The 18,087-nt window shown below is 38.3% G+C and carries 15 protein-coding genes and 1 riboswitch; of the genes, 6 read left to right on the top strand and 9 right to left on the bottom strand.

What is annotated here, in order from left to right:
- Positions 1–582: 582 nt before the first annotated feature.
- Entirely contained in the window at positions 583–1,023 is a 441-nt protein-coding gene (locus ACFQZ9_RS05160) for a hypothetical protein (protein ID WP_498942640.1), read from the top strand.
- Between the two features lie 26 nt (positions 1,024–1,049).
- Positions 1,050–1,295 (top strand): hypothetical protein, encoded by a 246-nt coding sequence (locus ACFQZ9_RS05155; RefSeq protein ID WP_498942639.1) that lies wholly within the window; start codon positions 1,050–1,052, stop codon positions 1,293–1,295.
- 488 nt (positions 1,296–1,783) lie between these two features.
- On the opposite strand, the gene ACFQZ9_RS05150 is transcribed toward ACFQZ9_RS05155, so the two are convergent.
- The 6 genes from ACFQZ9_RS05150 to ACFQZ9_RS05125 form a co-directional block, all read right to left on the bottom strand.
- Positions 1,784–2,062, bottom strand: a complete 279-nt coding sequence (locus tag ACFQZ9_RS05150; protein WP_429745984.1) for a cytochrome o ubiquinol oxidase subunit IV — start codon at positions 2,060–2,062, stop codon at positions 1,784–1,786.
- A gap of 36 nt (positions 2,063–2,098) precedes the next feature.
- Positions 2,099–2,710 (bottom strand): cytochrome (ubi)quinol oxidase subunit III, encoded by a 612-nt coding sequence (gene cyoC, locus ACFQZ9_RS05145; RefSeq protein ID WP_498942638.1) that lies wholly within the window; start codon positions 2,708–2,710, stop codon positions 2,099–2,101.
- A gap of 4 nt (positions 2,711–2,714) precedes the next feature.
- The gene (locus ACFQZ9_RS05140; protein WP_498942637.1) at positions 2,715–4,718 is read right to left on the bottom strand and encodes a heme-copper oxidase family protein; all 2,004 of its coding nucleotides are present in this window, start codon (positions 4,716–4,718) and stop codon (positions 2,715–2,717) included.
- 21 nt (positions 4,719–4,739) lie between these two features.
- A complete protein-coding gene (locus ACFQZ9_RS05135; RefSeq protein ID WP_498942636.1) occupies positions 4,740–5,630 on the bottom strand; it encodes a ubiquinol oxidase subunit II in 891 nt (296 codons plus the stop codon).
- 235 nt (positions 5,631–5,865) lie between these two features.
- A complete protein-coding gene (locus ACFQZ9_RS05130; RefSeq protein ID WP_498942635.1) occupies positions 5,866–6,327 on the bottom strand; it encodes a hypothetical protein in 462 nt (153 codons plus the stop codon).
- Between the two features lie 434 nt (positions 6,328–6,761).
- A complete protein-coding gene (locus tag ACFQZ9_RS05125) occupies positions 6,762–7,661 on the bottom strand; it encodes a LysR family transcriptional regulator (RefSeq protein ID WP_498942634.1) in 900 nt (299 codons plus the stop codon).
- 162 nt (positions 7,662–7,823) lie between these two features.
- Between ACFQZ9_RS05125 and ACFQZ9_RS05120 the strand changes: the two genes are divergently transcribed.
- From ACFQZ9_RS05120 to ystJ, 4 genes are all read left to right on the top strand, one after another.
- Positions 7,824–10,715 carry a 2-oxoglutarate dehydrogenase E1 component gene (locus ACFQZ9_RS05120; protein WP_498942633.1) on the top strand — a complete coding sequence of 964 codons (2,892 nt, stop codon included), beginning with the start codon at positions 7,824–7,826 and terminating at the stop codon, positions 10,713–10,715.
- Positions 10,716–10,795: 80 nt separating this feature from the next.
- Positions 10,796–12,046 carry a 2-oxoglutarate dehydrogenase complex dihydrolipoyllysine-residue succinyltransferase gene (gene odhB / locus ACFQZ9_RS05115; RefSeq protein ID WP_498942632.1) on the top strand — a complete coding sequence of 417 codons (1,251 nt, stop codon included), beginning with the start codon at positions 10,796–10,798 and terminating at the stop codon, positions 12,044–12,046.
- A 177-nt stretch (positions 12,047–12,223) separates the two neighbouring features.
- On the top strand, positions 12,224–12,730 hold the full coding sequence (locus ACFQZ9_RS05110) for an acyl-CoA thioesterase (protein WP_498942631.1): 507 nt from the start codon (positions 12,224–12,226) through the stop codon (positions 12,728–12,730).
- A gap of 137 nt (positions 12,731–12,867) precedes the next feature.
- Complete coding sequence (gene ystJ, locus ACFQZ9_RS05105; protein WP_498942630.1) at positions 12,868–14,115, top strand: NAD(P)-dependent malic enzyme; 1,248 nt, start codon at positions 12,868–12,870, stop codon at positions 14,113–14,115.
- Positions 14,116–14,707: 592 nt separating this feature from the next.
- Positions 14,708–14,796, top strand: a riboswitch (cyclic di-GMP riboswitch).
- Between the two features lie 331 nt (positions 14,797–15,127).
- Here the strand turns inward: ystJ and ACFQZ9_RS05100 are convergent.
- The 3 genes from ACFQZ9_RS05100 to ACFQZ9_RS05090 form a co-directional block, all read right to left on the bottom strand.
- Positions 15,128–15,388 (bottom strand): hypothetical protein, encoded by a 261-nt coding sequence (locus ACFQZ9_RS05100; RefSeq protein ID WP_429745747.1) that lies wholly within the window; start codon positions 15,386–15,388, stop codon positions 15,128–15,130.
- A 925-nt stretch (positions 15,389–16,313) separates the two neighbouring features.
- Positions 16,314–16,877: an ABC transporter permease gene (locus ACFQZ9_RS05095; RefSeq protein WP_498942629.1), complete on the bottom strand. Its 564-nt coding sequence runs from the start codon at positions 16,875–16,877 to the stop codon at positions 16,314–16,316.
- A gap of 195 nt (positions 16,878–17,072) precedes the next feature.
- Positions 17,073–17,996 (bottom strand): ABC transporter ATP-binding protein, encoded by a 924-nt coding sequence (locus ACFQZ9_RS05090; RefSeq protein WP_498942628.1) that lies wholly within the window; start codon positions 17,994–17,996, stop codon positions 17,073–17,075.
- Positions 17,997–18,087: the final 91 nt, after the last annotated feature.

The raw sequence follows: 18,087 nt of genomic DNA, 5'->3' as shown, positions 1-18,087 counted from the left end.
GCGCTGATTTTTGCGCTTCATGGATGGCTATCGGGTACAATTTTGTAATAAGACAAATCAAAAATCCGACTCCTCAAATATTTAGGGAATCGGATTTTTTAGTTTTACAATCTTCTTTGTATAATCCCCGCACACCCCTCTATACGTCATTTTCGTTGATAAAAAAACGACAAAACAATTGATCAATTTTTTACAAAAAACAAAAAAAGAACAAGCGTAAACCTGTTCTAGTTGTTTGGTTATGATTTAGACTTTTTTATTTTTCCATCAATTCATCTGTATTACTTCAAACTAAATTTCCTGTTATATAGAAAAAACTTGATAACACAACGGTTACCAAGGCTCTGTATTGATGGCCTGTACAGGGATCGAACCTGTGACCTCAACCCTGTCAAGGCAGCACGTCCTGCAAGCCATCCTCAATCCATTTATTTAACATGGAATAGCATGCTAGAGTTTGATCCAAACACCTTTCTCTGACCGTCACTTTCCATAAATTTTGTGCAACTCTTCTTCGTTATATTAAAAAAATTATTTAATGGGAATATTATTAAACAGGACTTTTTAAAAAGGGGTTAAAGAATGAGAAAAGAAATAATTATGGTGACGATGGGAACACTAACAGCAATAGGTCTTACAGGTTGTGGAGATTCACAAAACAGAAGTATGAACGAGATACAAACACAAAAAATCAGTTATTCCCAACGCTCCTTAACTGCGCCCTTTTCAGACTTGCTTTATGGATTTTCTGCTATTGAGAAGTATGTCGCAAAAGGAGATTATGATAACGCCACAACTCTTTCACGAAACCTTTACGATGAATTTCACGACGCTATTTTGCCTCCATTAACAGTGAAAAAAGGCAAAACCTATGCAGACAATGTGGACAGAAAATTTGATGAGCTAACTGAGGCCATTTCCAACAAGAATCAATCCAAAATTCCAAATCTCATTAAGGAAAATCGGAAAAACCTCAAAACAATTGCTCCCATTTTGGGTGTTTCCGTCATTTCAACACAATAATCTTAATTTGTAATGGAGGCAATTATATGCGAAGATTAACCCTTAAATTGACAATCGCAGAAGTAGCCATCGGAATTTTGTTTTTGCTTTATGAATTTCTCACTGGACACCCATGGACAGTCGATGGAGTTCCATGGACAATGGATGAAAATTTCCACTTTAACATCGCACTTGGCTTTTTTGTTGGTGCGGGATTCACTTTTATTATGGGTGCCATTTTTGGCTCGACCCAAAGCAGAGATCGTTCGTATAAACCTAAAAATAATACCTGATAGGACACCTCTCCTTTACTTACCGATAACAGCCGTTGGAAGCTGGTTTCTCCACTATCGCAGAGTAGAAAGGTGGTAAATATGGATCCGTATTATTATTATACCGTTACCTATGTCGGATTATTTGCTGCAGCATTAGGCATCTCCTCCTTTATGTTTTATCGGTTGATGAATGAATAATTCATATTCCTATAAAAGCCCAAGGGGCTTGGCTTATTGCGCTAGACAGTTCTCGAATTCGAAAACTTTCATAATCCACAAAAAATGACTATCCAGTAAGATAGTCATTTTTTTCATGCTGGTTATTCTTTCATTGATTTCGTAAACATAACGGTAATGAAAATAAGTGTCAGAGCAAACAAACCACAAATGATATAAAGCCCGTAACTATCCATCTTTTCACTCCTATCTTCCATGCTTTGTATCCCATTTCTGCATCGCACAGCGTATTCCTTTCCTTCACCACGCGATAAAGCTCTTTCCCGCCATTATTGAACAACATAATTAAATGACATCACCCACATAGATCCAATTACAATGGTCAAAACGAAAATAATCCCTAAAATGAGTGCAGCTGCATTGTATCTTGGTGCTTCGCCATCGCGAATGTGCATGAAGAAGAAAAGCTGGATGACAAATTGCAAAACAGCTGCAATCAAAATACTGACCATAAGCGCTGTTTTCCCCATCAAATGGTTTAATACGAGAAAAAGTGGGATGATCGTCAAAATAATCGATAAAAGAAAACCGATAACGTACGCTTTCATTGATCCAGTATGTTCAGCGTGTTCATGAGCGGACAATTACATCACCCCCATTAAATAAACAACGGTAAAGATGAAAATCCAAACAGCATCCAAAAAATGCCAATACAAACTAATGATTGAAATTTTCCGTGTTGTAACTGGTGTAATCCCTCTTTTGGCAATCTGAATCATCAACCCAATCATCCATAGAATCCCAAACGAGACGTGCACACCATGGGTTCCTACAAGAGAGAAAAAGGATGTAAGGAACGCACTTTTTGTAAGGGTAGCTCCTTCTGCGACCATACTTACAAATTCATTGATCTCAAGGGCTACGAACGTTGCTCCTAAGACTGCGGTTATAATCAGCCAGCCAATTAAAGCCTTTTTCTTTCCTTTATGCATGGCTAAGACTGCAATACCGCTTGTAAAAGAACTGACTAACAAGATGAAAGTTTCAGCAATAAAGCCGGGAATATCGAAATCCTTTGCTGTAAAACCGCCATTTGTATGGGAATGTAAAACAGCGTAAGCAGCGAAAAATGTCGCGAATAAGAGACAGTCGGTGACAAGAAAAATCCAAAATCCTAAAACCTTTAATTCCTCCTGGTCTGCATGGCCATGGTCGGTACCATGGCCTGACATATGAGCAGTCACGCTCTGTGACATATAACTACCTCCCAAAAGTTTCTCCAGTTGGAACATCGACGGAATGGTTAAGACTCCTTAACGCTTTTTCCGTTTGTTCAATCTCTTCAACTGGAATGTAATAATCCGTATCATATTGGAATGAACGGGCATATAAAGTGGCTGCGACACCGATTAATCCGATTATTCCCATCCACATCCATTCGAACGTAAAGCCAAATCCGGCAATAAAGAAGAAGCACGACATGATAAAAGGAATACCGGAATTTTTCGGCATATGAATTGGTTCATATTTCGGTTTTTCTTCTTTGTATCCTTCCTGCCGCATTTCTTCTTTTTTGTACCACCAGGCATCTACTCCCCTTACTTCAGGGATGATGGCAAAGTTGTAAGCAGGAGCCGGTGACGGAATCGACCATTCCAGTGTCCGACCGTCCCAGGCATCTCCGGTTACATCACGTTTACCATATTTAACGCTGTATAGAATTTGCCAAACTTGGATGACGAAGGCAATCCCCATCAGGAATGCGCCAATCGAAGAGATGAAGTTGAGCGGAGCCCAGCCCATATCCCAACCAGCAGATTGGTTATACGTATAAATCCTGCGCGTCATCCCCATAAAGCCAAGAGCATATTGCGGCATGAAGCATACATAGAAACCGATTTGCCACAACCAGAATCCCCATTTTCCGAGCGTTTCATTTAATTCAAATCCAAATATTTTTGGGAACCAATAGTACATGCCTGCCAGGTAGCCGAACACAACCCCACCGATTAACACTTGGTGAAAGTGGGCAATCAAAAAGTAACTATTGTGATATTGATAGTCTGCAGGTGCTGCCGCCAGCATGACCCCCGTTGCACCGCCGACAAGAAAACAGGGTACAAACGCAAACATCCAAAGCATCGGCTGTGAAAATTGGACTCGGCCGCGGTACATGGTAAATAGCCAGTTGAATATTTTCACCCCTGTTGGAATCGCAATAATCATCGTACAAATGGCAAAGACGATGTTCACGTCTACACCGGCTCCCATCGTAAAGAAGTGATGAACCCATGTATAGTAAGAAACAATAGCGATTGCAATCATGGAATAAACCATGGAGCTGTAGCCAAAGGTCCGTTTTTTAGAGAATGTGGCAACAATTTCGGAGTATACCCCGAAAGCGGGCAGGACAACGATATACACCTCAGGATGACCCCACATCCAAATCAAGTTGACATACATCATCGGGTTACCGCCGGCCGTCATCGTAAAGAAATGCCCGCCAAGTAAACGGTCAATCGTTAACATGGCTAATGTGACAGTAAGAATCGGGAATACACCTAAAACGGCAATCGAGGAAGCTAACACGGACCATGTAAATAAAGGCATATCCCTTAGCCGCATTGTGGGAGCCCGCATTTTTAAAATGGTGACGACAAAGTTAATTCCTGTGGCCAGACTTCCGATACCGGAAATTTGAATTCCCCATATCCAGAAGTTTTGCCCGGGACCCGGACTGAACATGGTTTCCGATAAAGGCGGATACGATAACCAGCCTGAACTTGCTGAACCACCAATCACAAACGAGATATTAAAGAGCATGGCGCCAATAAAGAACAGCCAAAAGCTGACAGCATTTAAAAAGGGATAAGCGACGTCGCGGGCACCAATTTGCAATGGAACAACGATATTAAATAAGGCAAACATAAAAGGCATGGCCATAAATAAAATCATGATTGTCCCATGTGTTGTGAATATTTCATTATAGTGGTCAGAGGCTAAAAATTTACTATCCGGCACAGCCAGCTGAATCCGCATTAAAATGGCATCCACGCCGCCGCGGAAGAGCATAAGCAGCGCAGATAAAAGATACATAATCCCGATTTTTTTATGGTCAACCGTTGTGATCCATTCCCTCCAAAGCCAGCCCCATTTTTTAAAATAGGTAAGCGAGAAGATAATCGCTACGATAGCCAAAATGATGGAGACATCCGCACCGTAAATCATCGGATCGCCAGTCACAAAAAAATGCGATGTATTCATGGAAATCTTTCCTCCTGTTTACTATTTCTTTGGCATGATCGTGTCTTCACCGTAATTGTGAATATGATGATGAAGGGTTCCGCCATTTTTGTTCACGATGTTTTCGTATAATTTGTTCGGATATGAAGAATAACTTAATTCTTTCACATTGCCTGGTTGGGACAATTCCTGATACCCTGCGTTTGTAAGAACAGGAGAATTTTTTTTCAAACCGGCTGCCCATGTATTGAAATCCGCTTGACTTACAGCTTTGACCCTAAACTGCATATGGGCAAATCCTGTTCCGGTAAAATTGGCCCCGCTTCCGAAATATTCCCCTATTTTGTTCGCCTGAAGCCACAACCCCATTGACATGCCAGGCATCGTATATTCTTGTCCTCCAAGCTGAGGTACCCAGAATGAATTCATTGGCGCATCGGAGGTTAAAACAAATTGAATCGGAACCCCTGCAGGAATGACCGCATAATTGACAGTCGCAACCTTTTTATCAGGGTAGGTGAACAGCCATTTCCAATCCAATGATGTGACTTGGACAACAATCGGTTTCACATCTGTAACAGGGGGTTTCGATACTTTAATGGCTGTTTTAGCTGTGTAAATCCCAAGAATAGCGACAATCACAACAGGAATTCCCCACCATACGATTTCCAACACTTTACTGTCAGCCCATTCAGGTTGATAAGGTGCAGTGTTTCCAGGCCTATCTTTATAACGAATAATGATGTAAACAAAGATTACCATGACTGGAATGATTACAATTGCACATAAAATGACAGAGATTACAATCAAGTCTAACTCTGTTTGGCCGACGGGTCCTTTTGGGTCAAGAACAATGTATTTACTTTTGTCACAACCAGCCAGAAGCAATGTTCCCAACAAACCCAAGATCGAATATTGACTCCATGTTCTCACTTTCATTTCCCCTTCGATTTTGTTGTGGTATTTAACTTAAACACTTTGTGAATAGTTAATAGAGTACCCAACTCTGATTGCATAATTCCAAAACATGGTTTCGTGTTCAAATAGTGACAAAATGTCCACCCTTCCCCACATCATTCAGGTATCAACACCATTTCCAAAAGAAAAAGCCCTATCCGATTATTGTCAGATAGGGCTTTTTCTTTTATGACACTTCAAATAGTGAAAGTTATAACTTAAGTTGATCCATGTCTTCTGGATGATCATTATGTTCAAGGGTCTTTTTTAAACGTTTTATTCGTTTTTGAGATTGTATAAAACTAATGAAGCAAAGAATCGACATAGGGGCACAGTACCAAACAAAGACAAATCCTCCATTGTAATAAAAAGGAATATAGGCAATGGATACCCCAAATAATACAATGGATAACATTAAATAAATACCAATGCAGCGATGATAAAAGGTATAGTGAGTAAAGGTTGTGATTCCATTTTTCATGAATTCATGTAAATTTTTATCGGTTTGATAAAACAGAAATAAAGAGATAAGCAGTAAAAATGCATAGATAGGAAGGGAATAAAGATAAAGGGAAACGCCTAATATACAGAAGTAGAAACTCAAAAAGAAGACAACCCCTGAAAAAAATAAGGGCATTAGAAATTTATATACGTTTTCATCTAATGGTTTCACACCATTCCCCCTCGAATTCTTAATTAAACCATTTTCTGCAGCACAAACTAAAAAACGAATTGTAAGTCCCCCTTTTTTGACAATCTTTATTGATAATCCATATGCGAAAAAAATCCTTTTCATTCCCCAATTGTACAAGCAGTTGGATAGGCTCCTTTTACCCCGATTTTTCATTTATGACAAATCAATAGGTCTTTTTAATTTCCTATTCCATGCTTATTTGGCATGCTTTTCTTTAGAAGCAGAGACTTTTCTTTGCTGAAACGGCTCTATTCTACACATTCATTAATGTTTAGCTAGATGGGCATGTGGTGGTACCCCAATGAAAGAAAAAACAAGCATCTAAAAAAAGGTGCTTGTTTTAAGGAAAATATTTAATTGCTGTACTGATACTTTTTTCAGTTATACCTTCTAAGATGCATTTTATAGCACTTTTATTTTATCTTTGCACTAGAACATTTCCAATCATGATTTTCTATAAAATGTACGAATGCCTTAACGACATTCCATTCTAAGGATTCCTTATGATAATACATCCACGTTCTTCGCAATATAGGATTTCCTTCTTGATCCGTTAATTGGACTTTGGATAAGTCTTCTATCCCGCTAAGTACCCTGCTGGAAAGGATACCGTATCCTAAACCATTTATAACCATTTCCCTACACGTATCAACTTGGTCGACTTCTATACTGATAAAAGGCGCTTGCGCATAATTTTCAGCCCACCAATGATCAATTACTGATTTTAATAAGTAATCCCCTCTATATTCAATCCTAGGGAGACGGGGAAGATCCATAATTTCAAACTCATCCTTTGAAGCAACGCAAATGGTTTCTTCAAATAATTGATGTTTCGATAATCCCCTCCATCCATAGTCTCCCCGAACAAAACTGATATGAACATCCTTACTGTGTATAAGTTGGGTTACGTCTCTGCTCCATCCCGTAATCACCTTGAACTCCACATGGGGATATTGCCTTTTAAATAGTTTCAAAATATGAGGAAGTTCATAATTCGCGAAAAAATTGGATACCCCCAATCTCAACGTACCTACCACTTTATTACTTTCGCTATTACTCATATTTTGAGCATTTTCTTTTATTTTTTGATAATGAGCAAGGGCCTCCTCAGCACTTTGGACAAGATATTCTCCTTGTGGGGTAAAATGCACTCCACGCCTTTCACGGGTTACGATTTTAACACCAAGTTCTTCCTCCATATGCTTTAACCGACTAGTTAAAGCTGGTTGAGTAATAAATAATAATCGAGCTGTTTTTGTAAGATTTTTTTGATTATAAAGTTCCTTCAGTATTTCCCAATCACGGTAATCCATTGTCCCACCTAATAATCTGATATAAATATTTTTTATAAACTAATATAATTTTTTGAAATTTTATTTAAATTCATTATTGCATTATCCTAATCCTTAATCAATTGTTAATTACTTCTTTAAATCTCATAAAACATAAAAAACTCAATCATGGGGGTATTTTTAATGGGAGAACAGAAAATTCAGCCAAATCCATGGAAGAAATTTAATGGTCCAAACCTTGGCTATGTGATAGGACAATATGAACTATATATTAACGGGTTAGATACCGTTGATTCAGAATTAAAAGAACTGTTTATTAAATATGGATCACCGTCTCTTGAAACAAGTCAAATGAAAGAGAACGTCGAACATGAATCTGTTGTTCCTAGTAAATCAGCGAGTATAGAGAAAGTTATGAAAGTTGTAAAACTACTAGAAGACATTCGTTCACATGGACATCTAGTAGCAAACATCAACCCATTAGAGGTGAATGAACAAAATCATAATTTATTTAATCCAGAAAAATATGGGCTAAGTTTCCATGATTTGATAGCGATTCCTGCTAATCTTGTTTGGGAAGAGGCACCTGAAGGCGTTCAAACTGCATGGGATGCTGTAAACCAATTAAAGAATATTTATACCTCGTCACTAGCATACGAATTTAACCATGTTGATCATATGGACGAAAAAGCATGGTTAACTCAGATAGTAGAAACAGGTCCCTTGCATCGCTCCTTATCTAAAAAAGAACAAACAAACCTGTTAAAAAGTTTGACAGAGGTCGAAGGATTTGAACAATTTTTACATAAAACCTTTGTCGGTCAAAAGAGGTTTTCTATTGAAGGTGTAGACATGCTTGTACCAATGTTGAATGAAGTGGTGTACGAAGGTGTAGACGATGAAGCACGCAATGTCTTGATTGGAATGGCGCATCGCGGTCGCTTAAGTGTCCTGACTCATGTGTTAAACAAACCATACAACAAGATTTTCTCTGAGTTCCAGCACTCGTCCGCCAAACAACAGGGACCGTCGGAAGATTTAGTCGACATTAGTGAGGGTTGGACAGGAGATGTGAAATACCATTTAGGCCGCAATCGATTTGTGGAGGGTTCCGGTAATGTTCGCACACGTATCACCTTAGCAAATAATCCAAGTCATCTTGAATTTGTCGATCCGGTTGTAGAAGGGTTTACAAGAGCAGCCCAAGAGGAACGACAAAAAGCAGGATATCCTGAGCGGGATGTTAAGAAAGCGCTCGCGATACTGGTACATGGTGATGCTGCCTTTCCTGGCCAGGGTATTGTAGCAGAAACCCTGAATTTAGGTGGATTAAAAGGATATCGAACAGGAGGCACCATTCATATTATTGCGAACAACATGGTCGGATTTACGACAGATAGTCATGATTCTCGTTTTACGAGATACGCGAGTGACTTGGCAAAAGGCTTTGAAATCCCGATTGTGCATGTAAATGCTGATGATCCGGAAGCTTGTCTGGCAGCAGTTCGTCTTGCATATAAATACCGTGCTCGATTCCAAAAGGATTTTTTGATTGATTTAGTCGGATACCGACGTTTTGGCCACAATGAAATGGACGACCCAGCGGTCACCCAGCCGCAGGTGTACAAAAAAATCGCGAGCCATCCAACGGTAAGAGCATTGTATTCCGAACAGTTGCGAATTAAAGGCATTCTCGATCAAAAAGAGGTCGAAGAAATCCATCACACCGTGCAAGAAATACTTCAAATAGAGTATGACAAAGCGTCAAAGAGGAAGCAAGATGAGCCATCTGCTGATGTAGAGGTTCCGGGGGTTATCGCTAAAGGAATTCCACTATTAGAGACAGGCGTGTTGCTTGATACCCTTCGTGAATTAAATACTGAAATGCTGAAATGGCCGGAAGGTTTTCAAGTTTATCCAAAATTGAAGCGGATACTGGAGCGCCGTGAAACAGCACTGAATGAAAACGGGAAAGTTGATTGGGCGGTAGCAGAAGCGCTGGCATTCGCGACAATGTTAAAGGAAGGCACACCCATCCGTCTAACCGGACAAGATTCTGAGCGTGGAACGTACGCTCATCGTCACATTGTGTTGCATGACATTGAAACAAACAAAACTTATTCACCCTTGCAACATCTGACACAAGCACGAGCTTCGTTTGCAGTTCATAATAGCCCTCTGTCAGAAGCGGCTGTCGTAGGTTTTGAATATGGCTATAACGTATTTGCTCCTGAAACACTTGTAATATGGGAAGCACAATACGGTGACTTTGCAAACACAGCACAGCCTCTCTTTGATCAATTTGTTTCATCAGCAAGAGCAAAATGGGGGCAAAAATCAGGGCTTATCCTTTTGTTGCCTCACGGTTATGAAGGCCAAGGGCCTGAGCACTCCAGTGCCCGTATTGAACGCTTTTTACAGTTAGCAGCAGAAAACAACTGGACGGTAGCAAACTTAACAAGTGCTGGCCAATACTTTCATATTTTGCGCCGTCAGGCATCCATCTTAGGAACAGAGTTTGTTCGGCCATTAGTCATTATGACTCCAAAAAGTCTGCTTCGTCACCCGCTGGTCGCTTCTCCTGGTACTAATTTAAGTAAAGGCAGTTTCCAAACAGTTGTGGAACAGTCTCAACTCGGAAAAAGGACAGAAAAAGTAAAGCGATTAGTGTTAACTACGGGAAAGATGGCTATCGATCTAGCTGTAGAAATTGACTCAAGTAAAGAAAATCGAAACTTGGATGAGTTACACATCGTTCGCATCGAACAATTGTATCCATTTCCGAAGGAAAAAGTAGAAGAAATCATAAAGCGCTATCCGAACTTACAGGAAATCATTTGGGTACAGGAAGAACCAAAGAATATGGGCGCTTGGCATTATATAGCCCCTACCCTTTTTGATCTTACTTCCGGCGGACTGAAATTCGGTTACATTGGACGACCTGAACGTTCAAGCACTGCAGTCGGTGATTCAATCGTCCATAAGAAGGAACAAGATCTCATCATCCAACAAGCTTTGAACTATAAGAGTCTAGTAGATACAAAGAAACAAGAAAGAGAGTTAATTAGAAGCTAACAATCATTATCAGCTAGATACCAAAGTTAAAATACTAATTTAATAAGAGACCTAACCTAAAACATAGGAGGATATGAAACATGATTGAAATTAAAGTACCAGAGTTGGCAGAATCCATTTCAGAAGGAACTATTTCACAATGGCTTATTAATCTTGGTGATAGTGTCAACAAAGGAGACAGTTTAGTAGAGCTGGAAACAGACAAAGTTAATATAGAATTAAACGCTGAAAACTCCGGTATAGTTACAAAAGTATTAAAGGAACCTGGCGATACGGTAGAAGTAGGCGATGTAATTGCTATTATCGAAGAGAATATAACTGAGGGAGCCATTCCACCAGTTCTAACAGCTGCTCCGGAAAAACCGGTTGAAGAAACTTTAAATCAACAAAACGCCCAGCCAGAGAAAGAACTAGCGAAAGCCACAAGGCCGATTGCTTCACCGGCTGCAAGAAAATTGGCAAGAGAACTTGGAATCAATTTAAACCAAGTAAGCAGTAATGACCCGCTAGGAAGAATTAGGCCAGATGATGTAAAAGCCTATTCGCATACATCTAAGGTAAAGGAAGAACCAAAATTGGAAAAAGCAAGTCCAAAACCCACTGTACAAAAAATTAATGAAGAGTTTGATAAACCAGTAGAACGAGTAAAAATGTCCCGCCGGCGTCAAACCATCGCTAAACGCCTTGTAGAAGTCCAACATACTGCAGCGATGTTGACAACATTTAACGAAGTTGACATGTCCGCTATTATGGATTTACGCAATAAGCGGAAAGATGCCTTTTTCAATAAACATGGGGTTCGCCTTGGATTTATGTCGTTCTTTACAAAAGCCGTGGTCTCAGCTTTAAAGCAATTCCCACTTTTAAATGCCGAAATTCAAGGCGATGAATTAATTATCAAGAAGTTTTACGATATCGGAATTGCAGTTGCAGCGCCAGAAGGTTTGGTCGTTCCAGTTGTACGCAATGCGAGCCAGAAAAACTTTGCCGAAATCGAACAAGAAATTGGTAATCTTGGTAAAAAAGCTCGTGAAAACGCCCTTACTTTAAATGATTTACAAGGTGGAACATTTACGATTACGAACGGTGGGGTTTTTGGCTCTTTAATGTCAACACCGATTTTGAATAGCCCACAAGTAGGAATTCTCGGCATGCATAAGATTCAAACAAGGCCAGTAGCAATTGATAGTGAACGAATTGAAAACCGTCCAATGATGTATGTTGCCCTATCTTACGATCATCGAATTGTGGATGGGAAAGAAGCTGTAGGCTTCCTGGCTATGGTAAAAGAGTTGTTGGAAGACCCAGAATCCTTATTATTAGAAAGTTGAACTTTAATCAAGGATTTTTAGAAGCTTCTCAATAGGGATTCTCCTCCTGGGGAGCTAAAAAATTCCTCAAAGAAATGCACTCTTATCCCTATTAACGATTTAATAGTGATGGTAATAACTCTTTAATGATAAAAAAATAAAACGCCAATAGTTTGATATATTTCGGGGGATTTGTCAATGGAAGCTAAATATTGTAAAGAATCAAGAGTAATACGAACAAGTCGTGTATTCCCTAACGATGTAAATAATCACAATACATTATTTGGTGGCCGGTTAATGAGTGATTTAGACCAAATTGCCTCCATTTCCGCGGCACGCCACAGTCGAAAAGAATGTGTAACGGCTTCAACGGATTCAGTCGATTTTTTACATCCAGTTCGAACAACAGATTCCGTCTGTTTTGAATCTTATGTGACATGGACAGGCACCTCATCAATGGAAGTATTTGTGAAAATTATAGCGGAAGACTTAAAAAGCGGTAAGCGTAAAATCGCAGCAACTGCCCTCTTAACATTTGTCGCGCTTGATGAGCATAAACGCCCAGCGCGTGTTCCGGAAGTCATTCCTGAAACAGAAGAAGAAATAAAATTACATGAAACCGCCCCCGAGCGGGCAAGAGTACGTAAAGAGAGAAAGCAGAAAAGTAAAGAATTAGCTGCGTTTTTAACAATGCATCAGCACTAGTACTGACACATCATATGATCGATATGATTAAGTTTTTAGAAATCTATCATGTTCTGACAATTTTGATGGCAATAAAAAAGTAGGCCTTCTTCTTATTTCTATAACCCAAAAAACTTAAACAAAAGGAGAAACATTGTATGTCAACTTTACGTGAAGAATCATTAAAGATGCACAGGGAAAAACGAGGAAAGCTTGGTGTTTACTCTAAAGTCACAGTACGTGATGCAAACGATTTAAGTCTTGCTTATTCACCAGGTGTTGCAGAGCCCTGCTTAGACATACATGAAGACGAAAGCAAAGTATTTGATTACACAATGAAGGGGAATCTCGTTGCAGTTGTTTCGAATGGAACAGCCGTTTTGGGTCTTGGAAATATTGGCCCGAAAGCCGCGATGCCGGTTATGGAAGGAAAAGCATTGTTATTCAAATCGTTTGCCGATGTAGATGCATTTCCAATTTGCCTTGATACGATGGACACCGATAAAATTGTTGAGGTCGTTAAACTATTAGAACCAACTTTTGGCGGAGTAAACTTGGAAGACATCGCAGCACCGCAATGCTTTGAGATCGAGGATCTATTACGAAAAACATGCGATATTCCCATTTTTCATGATGACCAGCATGGAACAGCCATTGTAACCGCTGCAGGATTAATCAATGCTCTTAAACTCGTTGGCAAAGACATTGAAGATATACGTGCCGTAATAAACGGTGCCGGTGCGGCAGGTGTAGCTGTTGTTAAGCTCTTGCTTCATATGGGGGTAAAGGATGTCATCTTATGTGATACAAAAGGGACTATATATGAAGGACGTACTTTCGGAATGAATCTATTCAAAGAAGAAATGGCCCGCATCACTAATAAAGAACGAAAACAAGGGACACTAGCGGATGCTCTTCTGGGAGCGGATGTATTTATTGGCGTATCAGCTGCTGGTTCTGTGACGAAAGAAATGGTTCGTTCCATGAACCATGATCCAATTATTTTTGCCATGGCCAATCCAGTACCAGAAATCATGCCCGAGGATGCAAAAGAAGCTGGAGCACTAGTAGTTGGTACGGGGCGCTCTGATTTCCCAAATCAAGTCAATAACGTTTTGGCATTTCCCGGAATTTTCCGTGGTGCATTAGATGTTCAGGCAAAAGAAATCAATGAAGAAATGAAGTTGGCAGCCGTGTATGCAATTGCTGGATTAATTTCAGATGATGAAATTTATGCTGATTATGTAATTCCAGATCCATTTGACCGCCGGGTAGCTGCCCATGTAGCAGCAGCTGTTGCTAATGCTGCAATGGAAACGGGTGTTTCACAAAAAAATGTAAATGTTGAAGAGGTAAAAAAGCGTCTATTAACACTAGTAGAAGAAAAACAACCTGCTTTTTTATAAATCTAAAAACCAAAGCTTACCTTATTCGCTGTGTTGATGAATACTAAGGTAAGCTTTATTTGTCTTTTCCTGGTAGCAACGGCAAAGATGAATCAATGTAACCAATTGCTTATGGCTCTCAGCATCTTATTGATTGGCATCGTTATAATGATTGCCTTTCCACACTTCGGCAAAAAGAAAAGCTGCCTTAATTGACACTCGTTCTTCCATATAAACACCCTTTAAGTGTTACATTGGTTTTTTTATTAACTGTCCACCAATTATTATTAATTAACTTATCGGTGTTCTACTTCATCCAATATTCAAAAAATGGAGTTGATCTACATGGCAAAATGGATAGATATATCAACATCAAAACACCAACTAAAACTTTTGATCGTTACAGGCTTTTAAAAACTTACCCAATTGCAGTTGGAAAAATATTGTAGAGAGGATTTCACCTTTTGTTAATCTACCCGTTACTTTTTCACTTATTGAAGACGACAGTGCATCTTTAAAAATAATCAAGTAAAAATATGCCAATTATAAATTTGTCAGAAGTATTCCAATTATGTAACATTTTTTTGTATAATACTGATTGATAGATAAATAAACTGTATAAGGGCAAAATTGCGGAAACGTAATGACGCAAAGCTAAAGGGACTAAGGTGGAGAATTTCACGACGTTTGCCAGCTGCCAGCGCATTCTTGAAAGAATGTGTTTTTTGCCGTTGACAATAAGGATTTGTGTTTGATCAGATGATGATTAAACGCAGAAATTAGGGGAGCTAGGATGATATACGCAGAGGCCGAAGAATTAGAAAACATGATCAATCAGATGAGAAAGAGTTTGATCCTGATTGCGAAAGAAACTGGCTTAAATAGCAATGACACCCTTTGTTAAAGTCAATAATTAGATAAGCTTATTACGGAATATCAAAAATTACAGAAAATTCCTACACGAAAAGTGTGATCAAAAAATCCTGTATTTTATAAAAAGGATTTTCTTTGCATTTCTTTTTAGGTTACTAAGTTAAAGTTCACAAGAGGTAACCGAAAAAATTTCGGTACATTTATTCGTTGATTGAATGAAATTATCCAAAGCCTCTTGATCCACTACGTGTTCAAAGTCATATGGTTTGTCTAATGTAATCCCCCTTTGACTCGCAGCTGAAATCATTAAACTTAATTCATAATACATGTTTTTTGTTAATACTCCGTTTTCAATGTTTTTCATCATTTCTTTATAAAAAGCAATTAAAAAATCAGTTGGCAACTTTTCATAAAAATTCATTATCCACATCTCTCCCTGAAAAGTGAAGTACAAAAACTTTTTTGGACAATATAGATTCAAATTCATTATAAATCAGGGTTTATAAAATTTTTGCTGACTTCGTTTAATCTTTACAAATAATTAATATACTTCCCTATATAACGTTCTCTTTTTGATCAATCAATTCTTTTTTGCTTTGATAAATGGTGTTTCGGGAAAGGTCCGTCTTACTTACTTAAAAAAGACAAAATAAATACCTTTTTAGCTCTTACTCCAGTATAAGCTCCATCCTTCGCTTGATACCATTGATGGCCACGCTTGCCTTCCAGCCCATTTTCATTATAAATGTAAACGCTTACACTATCAATGATTTTTAATCTATTAAAGTAATAAATCCCTGTTTATTTAACATTGGAAGGCTATAACTAAGTTGAGCCTCTTTTTTTGTATCATTGGTTAGAAATTGACCAACGTTTTTTATCTCATAAAAAATTCATAATATCCTGCGCTCAACAAGGTTTATGTTCAATTTCTCCTATTCACTTCTCCGTTATGAATAACATAATACCACCTTTATTAGCGTGCTATTTTGCACATCCAAATTTAAAACCAAGCTCTCTTCATATGAGAAGATTAACCCGGTTTCTTAATTATTTACATCCAATAATTTATAGAACTATTCAGATTAGTATAGTAAAAAAGCGACTGCTTATTTTTCAGCAATCGCACCCTGTGATTATTCCTCGGTTGGTTTTTCATTTTGATAAAATTCTTTTGGCTTTTCCATTTGTTCCGGCCAATATAACTGCTGTCAAAAATATGATTTGTATGATCATTCGTCACAAAACTCTCCTTTTCTGAACACGATCATTCTAGTTCAAAAATGCTGAGTTTTTATTTTCTTTATGTAACAAAACCGGATAAACATCACCACTGAACATCCGACTTAATCTAAATCAATATGGTCAATATTCCGAATAGCTAACACAACAAAACTAAGAGCAATTAATGCCAAGGCAAGCGGAATATAAATAATACTGGCTAATGAGAAATTCGGACCTATTGATTGGCATGTCACACTAACGATTAAAAGTGAAGAAATTATCGTTGCTGGTGTCGAATATTTTCTCATCCCAAAATATAGAGGAATGAGTGCTGCTACTGAGGTCGTCAAGCTAAACATGATTACTTTTATTATCTCCGCCAAAACATCGTTTGAAGTTAAACTAATTGCAGGAGTCAAATGAAAGATTTGATTCAATCCAATAAAACCAAAAATCACCACTATATGAGAAATTGTCATTGCAATGAATGTCATCCATACGATTAGAATCAATTTTGCACTCAGAATTTTTTTACGATTAATTGGATAGGAAAACATAATGAGGATTGTTCGATTCCTAAACTCTTGAATAATCATTTTTGAAATAAGTACAGCTGCAAATACGATAAAAACACCTCTAACACATGCTCCACTTATCGTAAAAATTTCTGTCACATCGTTAAACATTTCAGTACCTTCACTTCTTTCAACGACAGGGATAATACATAAAAAACTCAAAATGATTATATTTGCAAGAATAGCACCTTTGACAAACCATCCTAATTTAAACTTTTTTGATTCAAGTCTTATTAAATGAAACAATATGATCGGCTCCTTAACTTTTAAAATGTTACTCCGTCCACTATTCGCTTCGTACGATAATTAACTCACGATTTGGTCTAACTCAACTTTTTTTATAAAATACTCTTCCAATGTTGTTCGTTTTTTATCAATAGACTCAATATCGATATTTTCCAATATCAATGTCTTAGAAATGTTTGATTGAGGTACTTCTATGGCATAGATACGAATAGTTTGTTCATCGACCACCTTAAAGTTATTAATACCTAATTTATCATGCAGCACCATAGCCGCTTTTCTTTGATTGCTGGTTACCAATTCTATGTACTCTGAATTTCTAGCCTTTATTGTAGCCATTGACGCCTCTTCAATTAGTTTGCCGCCTTTAATGACACCGATTGTGTCTGCAATCTGCTCAATTTCACCAATGATGTGGCTGGAAATTAAAAGTGTCATACCGTATTCTTGATTAAGCATTTTGAATAACTTTCTCATAGCCTTAATCCCAGCAGGATCCAATCCATTAATGGGCTCATCCAGAATCAAGAATTCCGGCTTTGTGATAATCGCTCTGGCGACACTAAGACGCTGTCTCATCCCTAGTGAAAAGTCTTTTGGCAGCTTATTCTCGACATTTTCAAGACCCACTCGATCCAAAGCCTCACGAATCGCCTGCTTGCTGTGGTATCCCATATAAGAACAATGCAGTTCTAAATTTTCCATTGTAGTCATTTTCTCATAGAAAATGGGATATTCAATCATACTGCCTATTCTCTTCAAGTAATCGAAAGAATTATGATTGAGAGGTTCTCCGAAGATGGTGATCTCGCCATGTGAAGGCTTAATCATATTGGTTAGTAACTTCATAATTGTTGACTTACCTGCACCATTCGGTCCAAGGAATCCGTAAATCTCACCTTGTTTAATGTTCATTGTTACATGGGACACAACATCATGCCCTTGGAAAGTTTTTGTTAAATTTCTTGTCTGTACAACATAGTCCATGATGACCCTCCTCGTTTTCTAACTGTTTTCATTCTAGCAAGCGACCCTTGCTTTTTTCTGTCAAAATTCTTACAAAAATCTTAAGAAAACA

Origin of the sequence: Neobacillus sp. GCM10027624 (assembly GCF_042675345.1) — a bacterium.
Lineage (GTDB): Bacteria > Bacillota > Bacilli > Bacillales > Cytobacillaceae > Neobacillus > Neobacillus cucumis_D.
Note: the sequence above shows the minus strand (reverse complement) of the source record. Positions and strands in the feature narration are given on the sequence as shown.

Coding starts and splice junctions, on each gene's coding strand:
- ACFQZ9_RS05160 (WP_498942640.1), top strand. CDS start 583: ATGAGAAAAGAAATAATTATGGTGACGATGGGAACACTAACAGCAATA.
- ACFQZ9_RS05155 (WP_498942639.1), top strand. CDS start 1,050: ATGCGAAGATTAACCCTTAAATTGACAATCGCAGAAGTAGCCATCGGA.
- ACFQZ9_RS05150 (WP_429745984.1), bottom strand. CDS start 2,062: ATGAAAGCGTACGTTATCGGTTTTCTTTTATCGATTATTTTGACGATC.
- cyoC (WP_498942638.1), bottom strand. CDS start 2,710: ATGTCACAGAGCGTGACTGCTCATATGTCAGGCCATGGTACCGACCAT.
- ACFQZ9_RS05140 (WP_498942637.1), bottom strand. CDS start 4,718: ATGAATACATCGCATTTTTTTGTGACTGGCGATCCGATGATTTACGGT.
- ACFQZ9_RS05125 (WP_498942634.1), bottom strand. CDS start 7,661: ATGGATTACCGTGATTGGGAAATACTGAAGGAACTTTATAATCAAAAA.
- ACFQZ9_RS05120 (WP_498942633.1), top strand. CDS start 7,824: ATGGGAGAACAGAAAATTCAGCCAAATCCATGGAAGAAATTTAATGGT.
- odhB (WP_498942632.1), top strand. CDS start 10,796: ATGATTGAAATTAAAGTACCAGAGTTGGCAGAATCCATTTCAGAAGGA.
- ACFQZ9_RS05110 (WP_498942631.1), top strand. CDS start 12,224: ATGGAAGCTAAATATTGTAAAGAATCAAGAGTAATACGAACAAGTCGT.
- ystJ (WP_498942630.1), top strand. CDS start 12,868: ATGTCAACTTTACGTGAAGAATCATTAAAGATGCACAGGGAAAAACGA.
- ACFQZ9_RS05100 (WP_429745747.1), bottom strand. CDS start 15,388: ATGAATTTTTATGAAAAGTTGCCAACTGATTTTTTAATTGCTTTTTAT.
- ACFQZ9_RS05095 (WP_498942629.1), bottom strand. CDS start 16,877: ATGTTTAACGATGTGACAGAAATTTTTACGATAAGTGGAGCATGTGTT.
- ACFQZ9_RS05090 (WP_498942628.1), bottom strand. CDS start 17,996: ATGGACTATGTTGTACAGACAAGAAATTTAACAAAAACTTTCCAAGGG.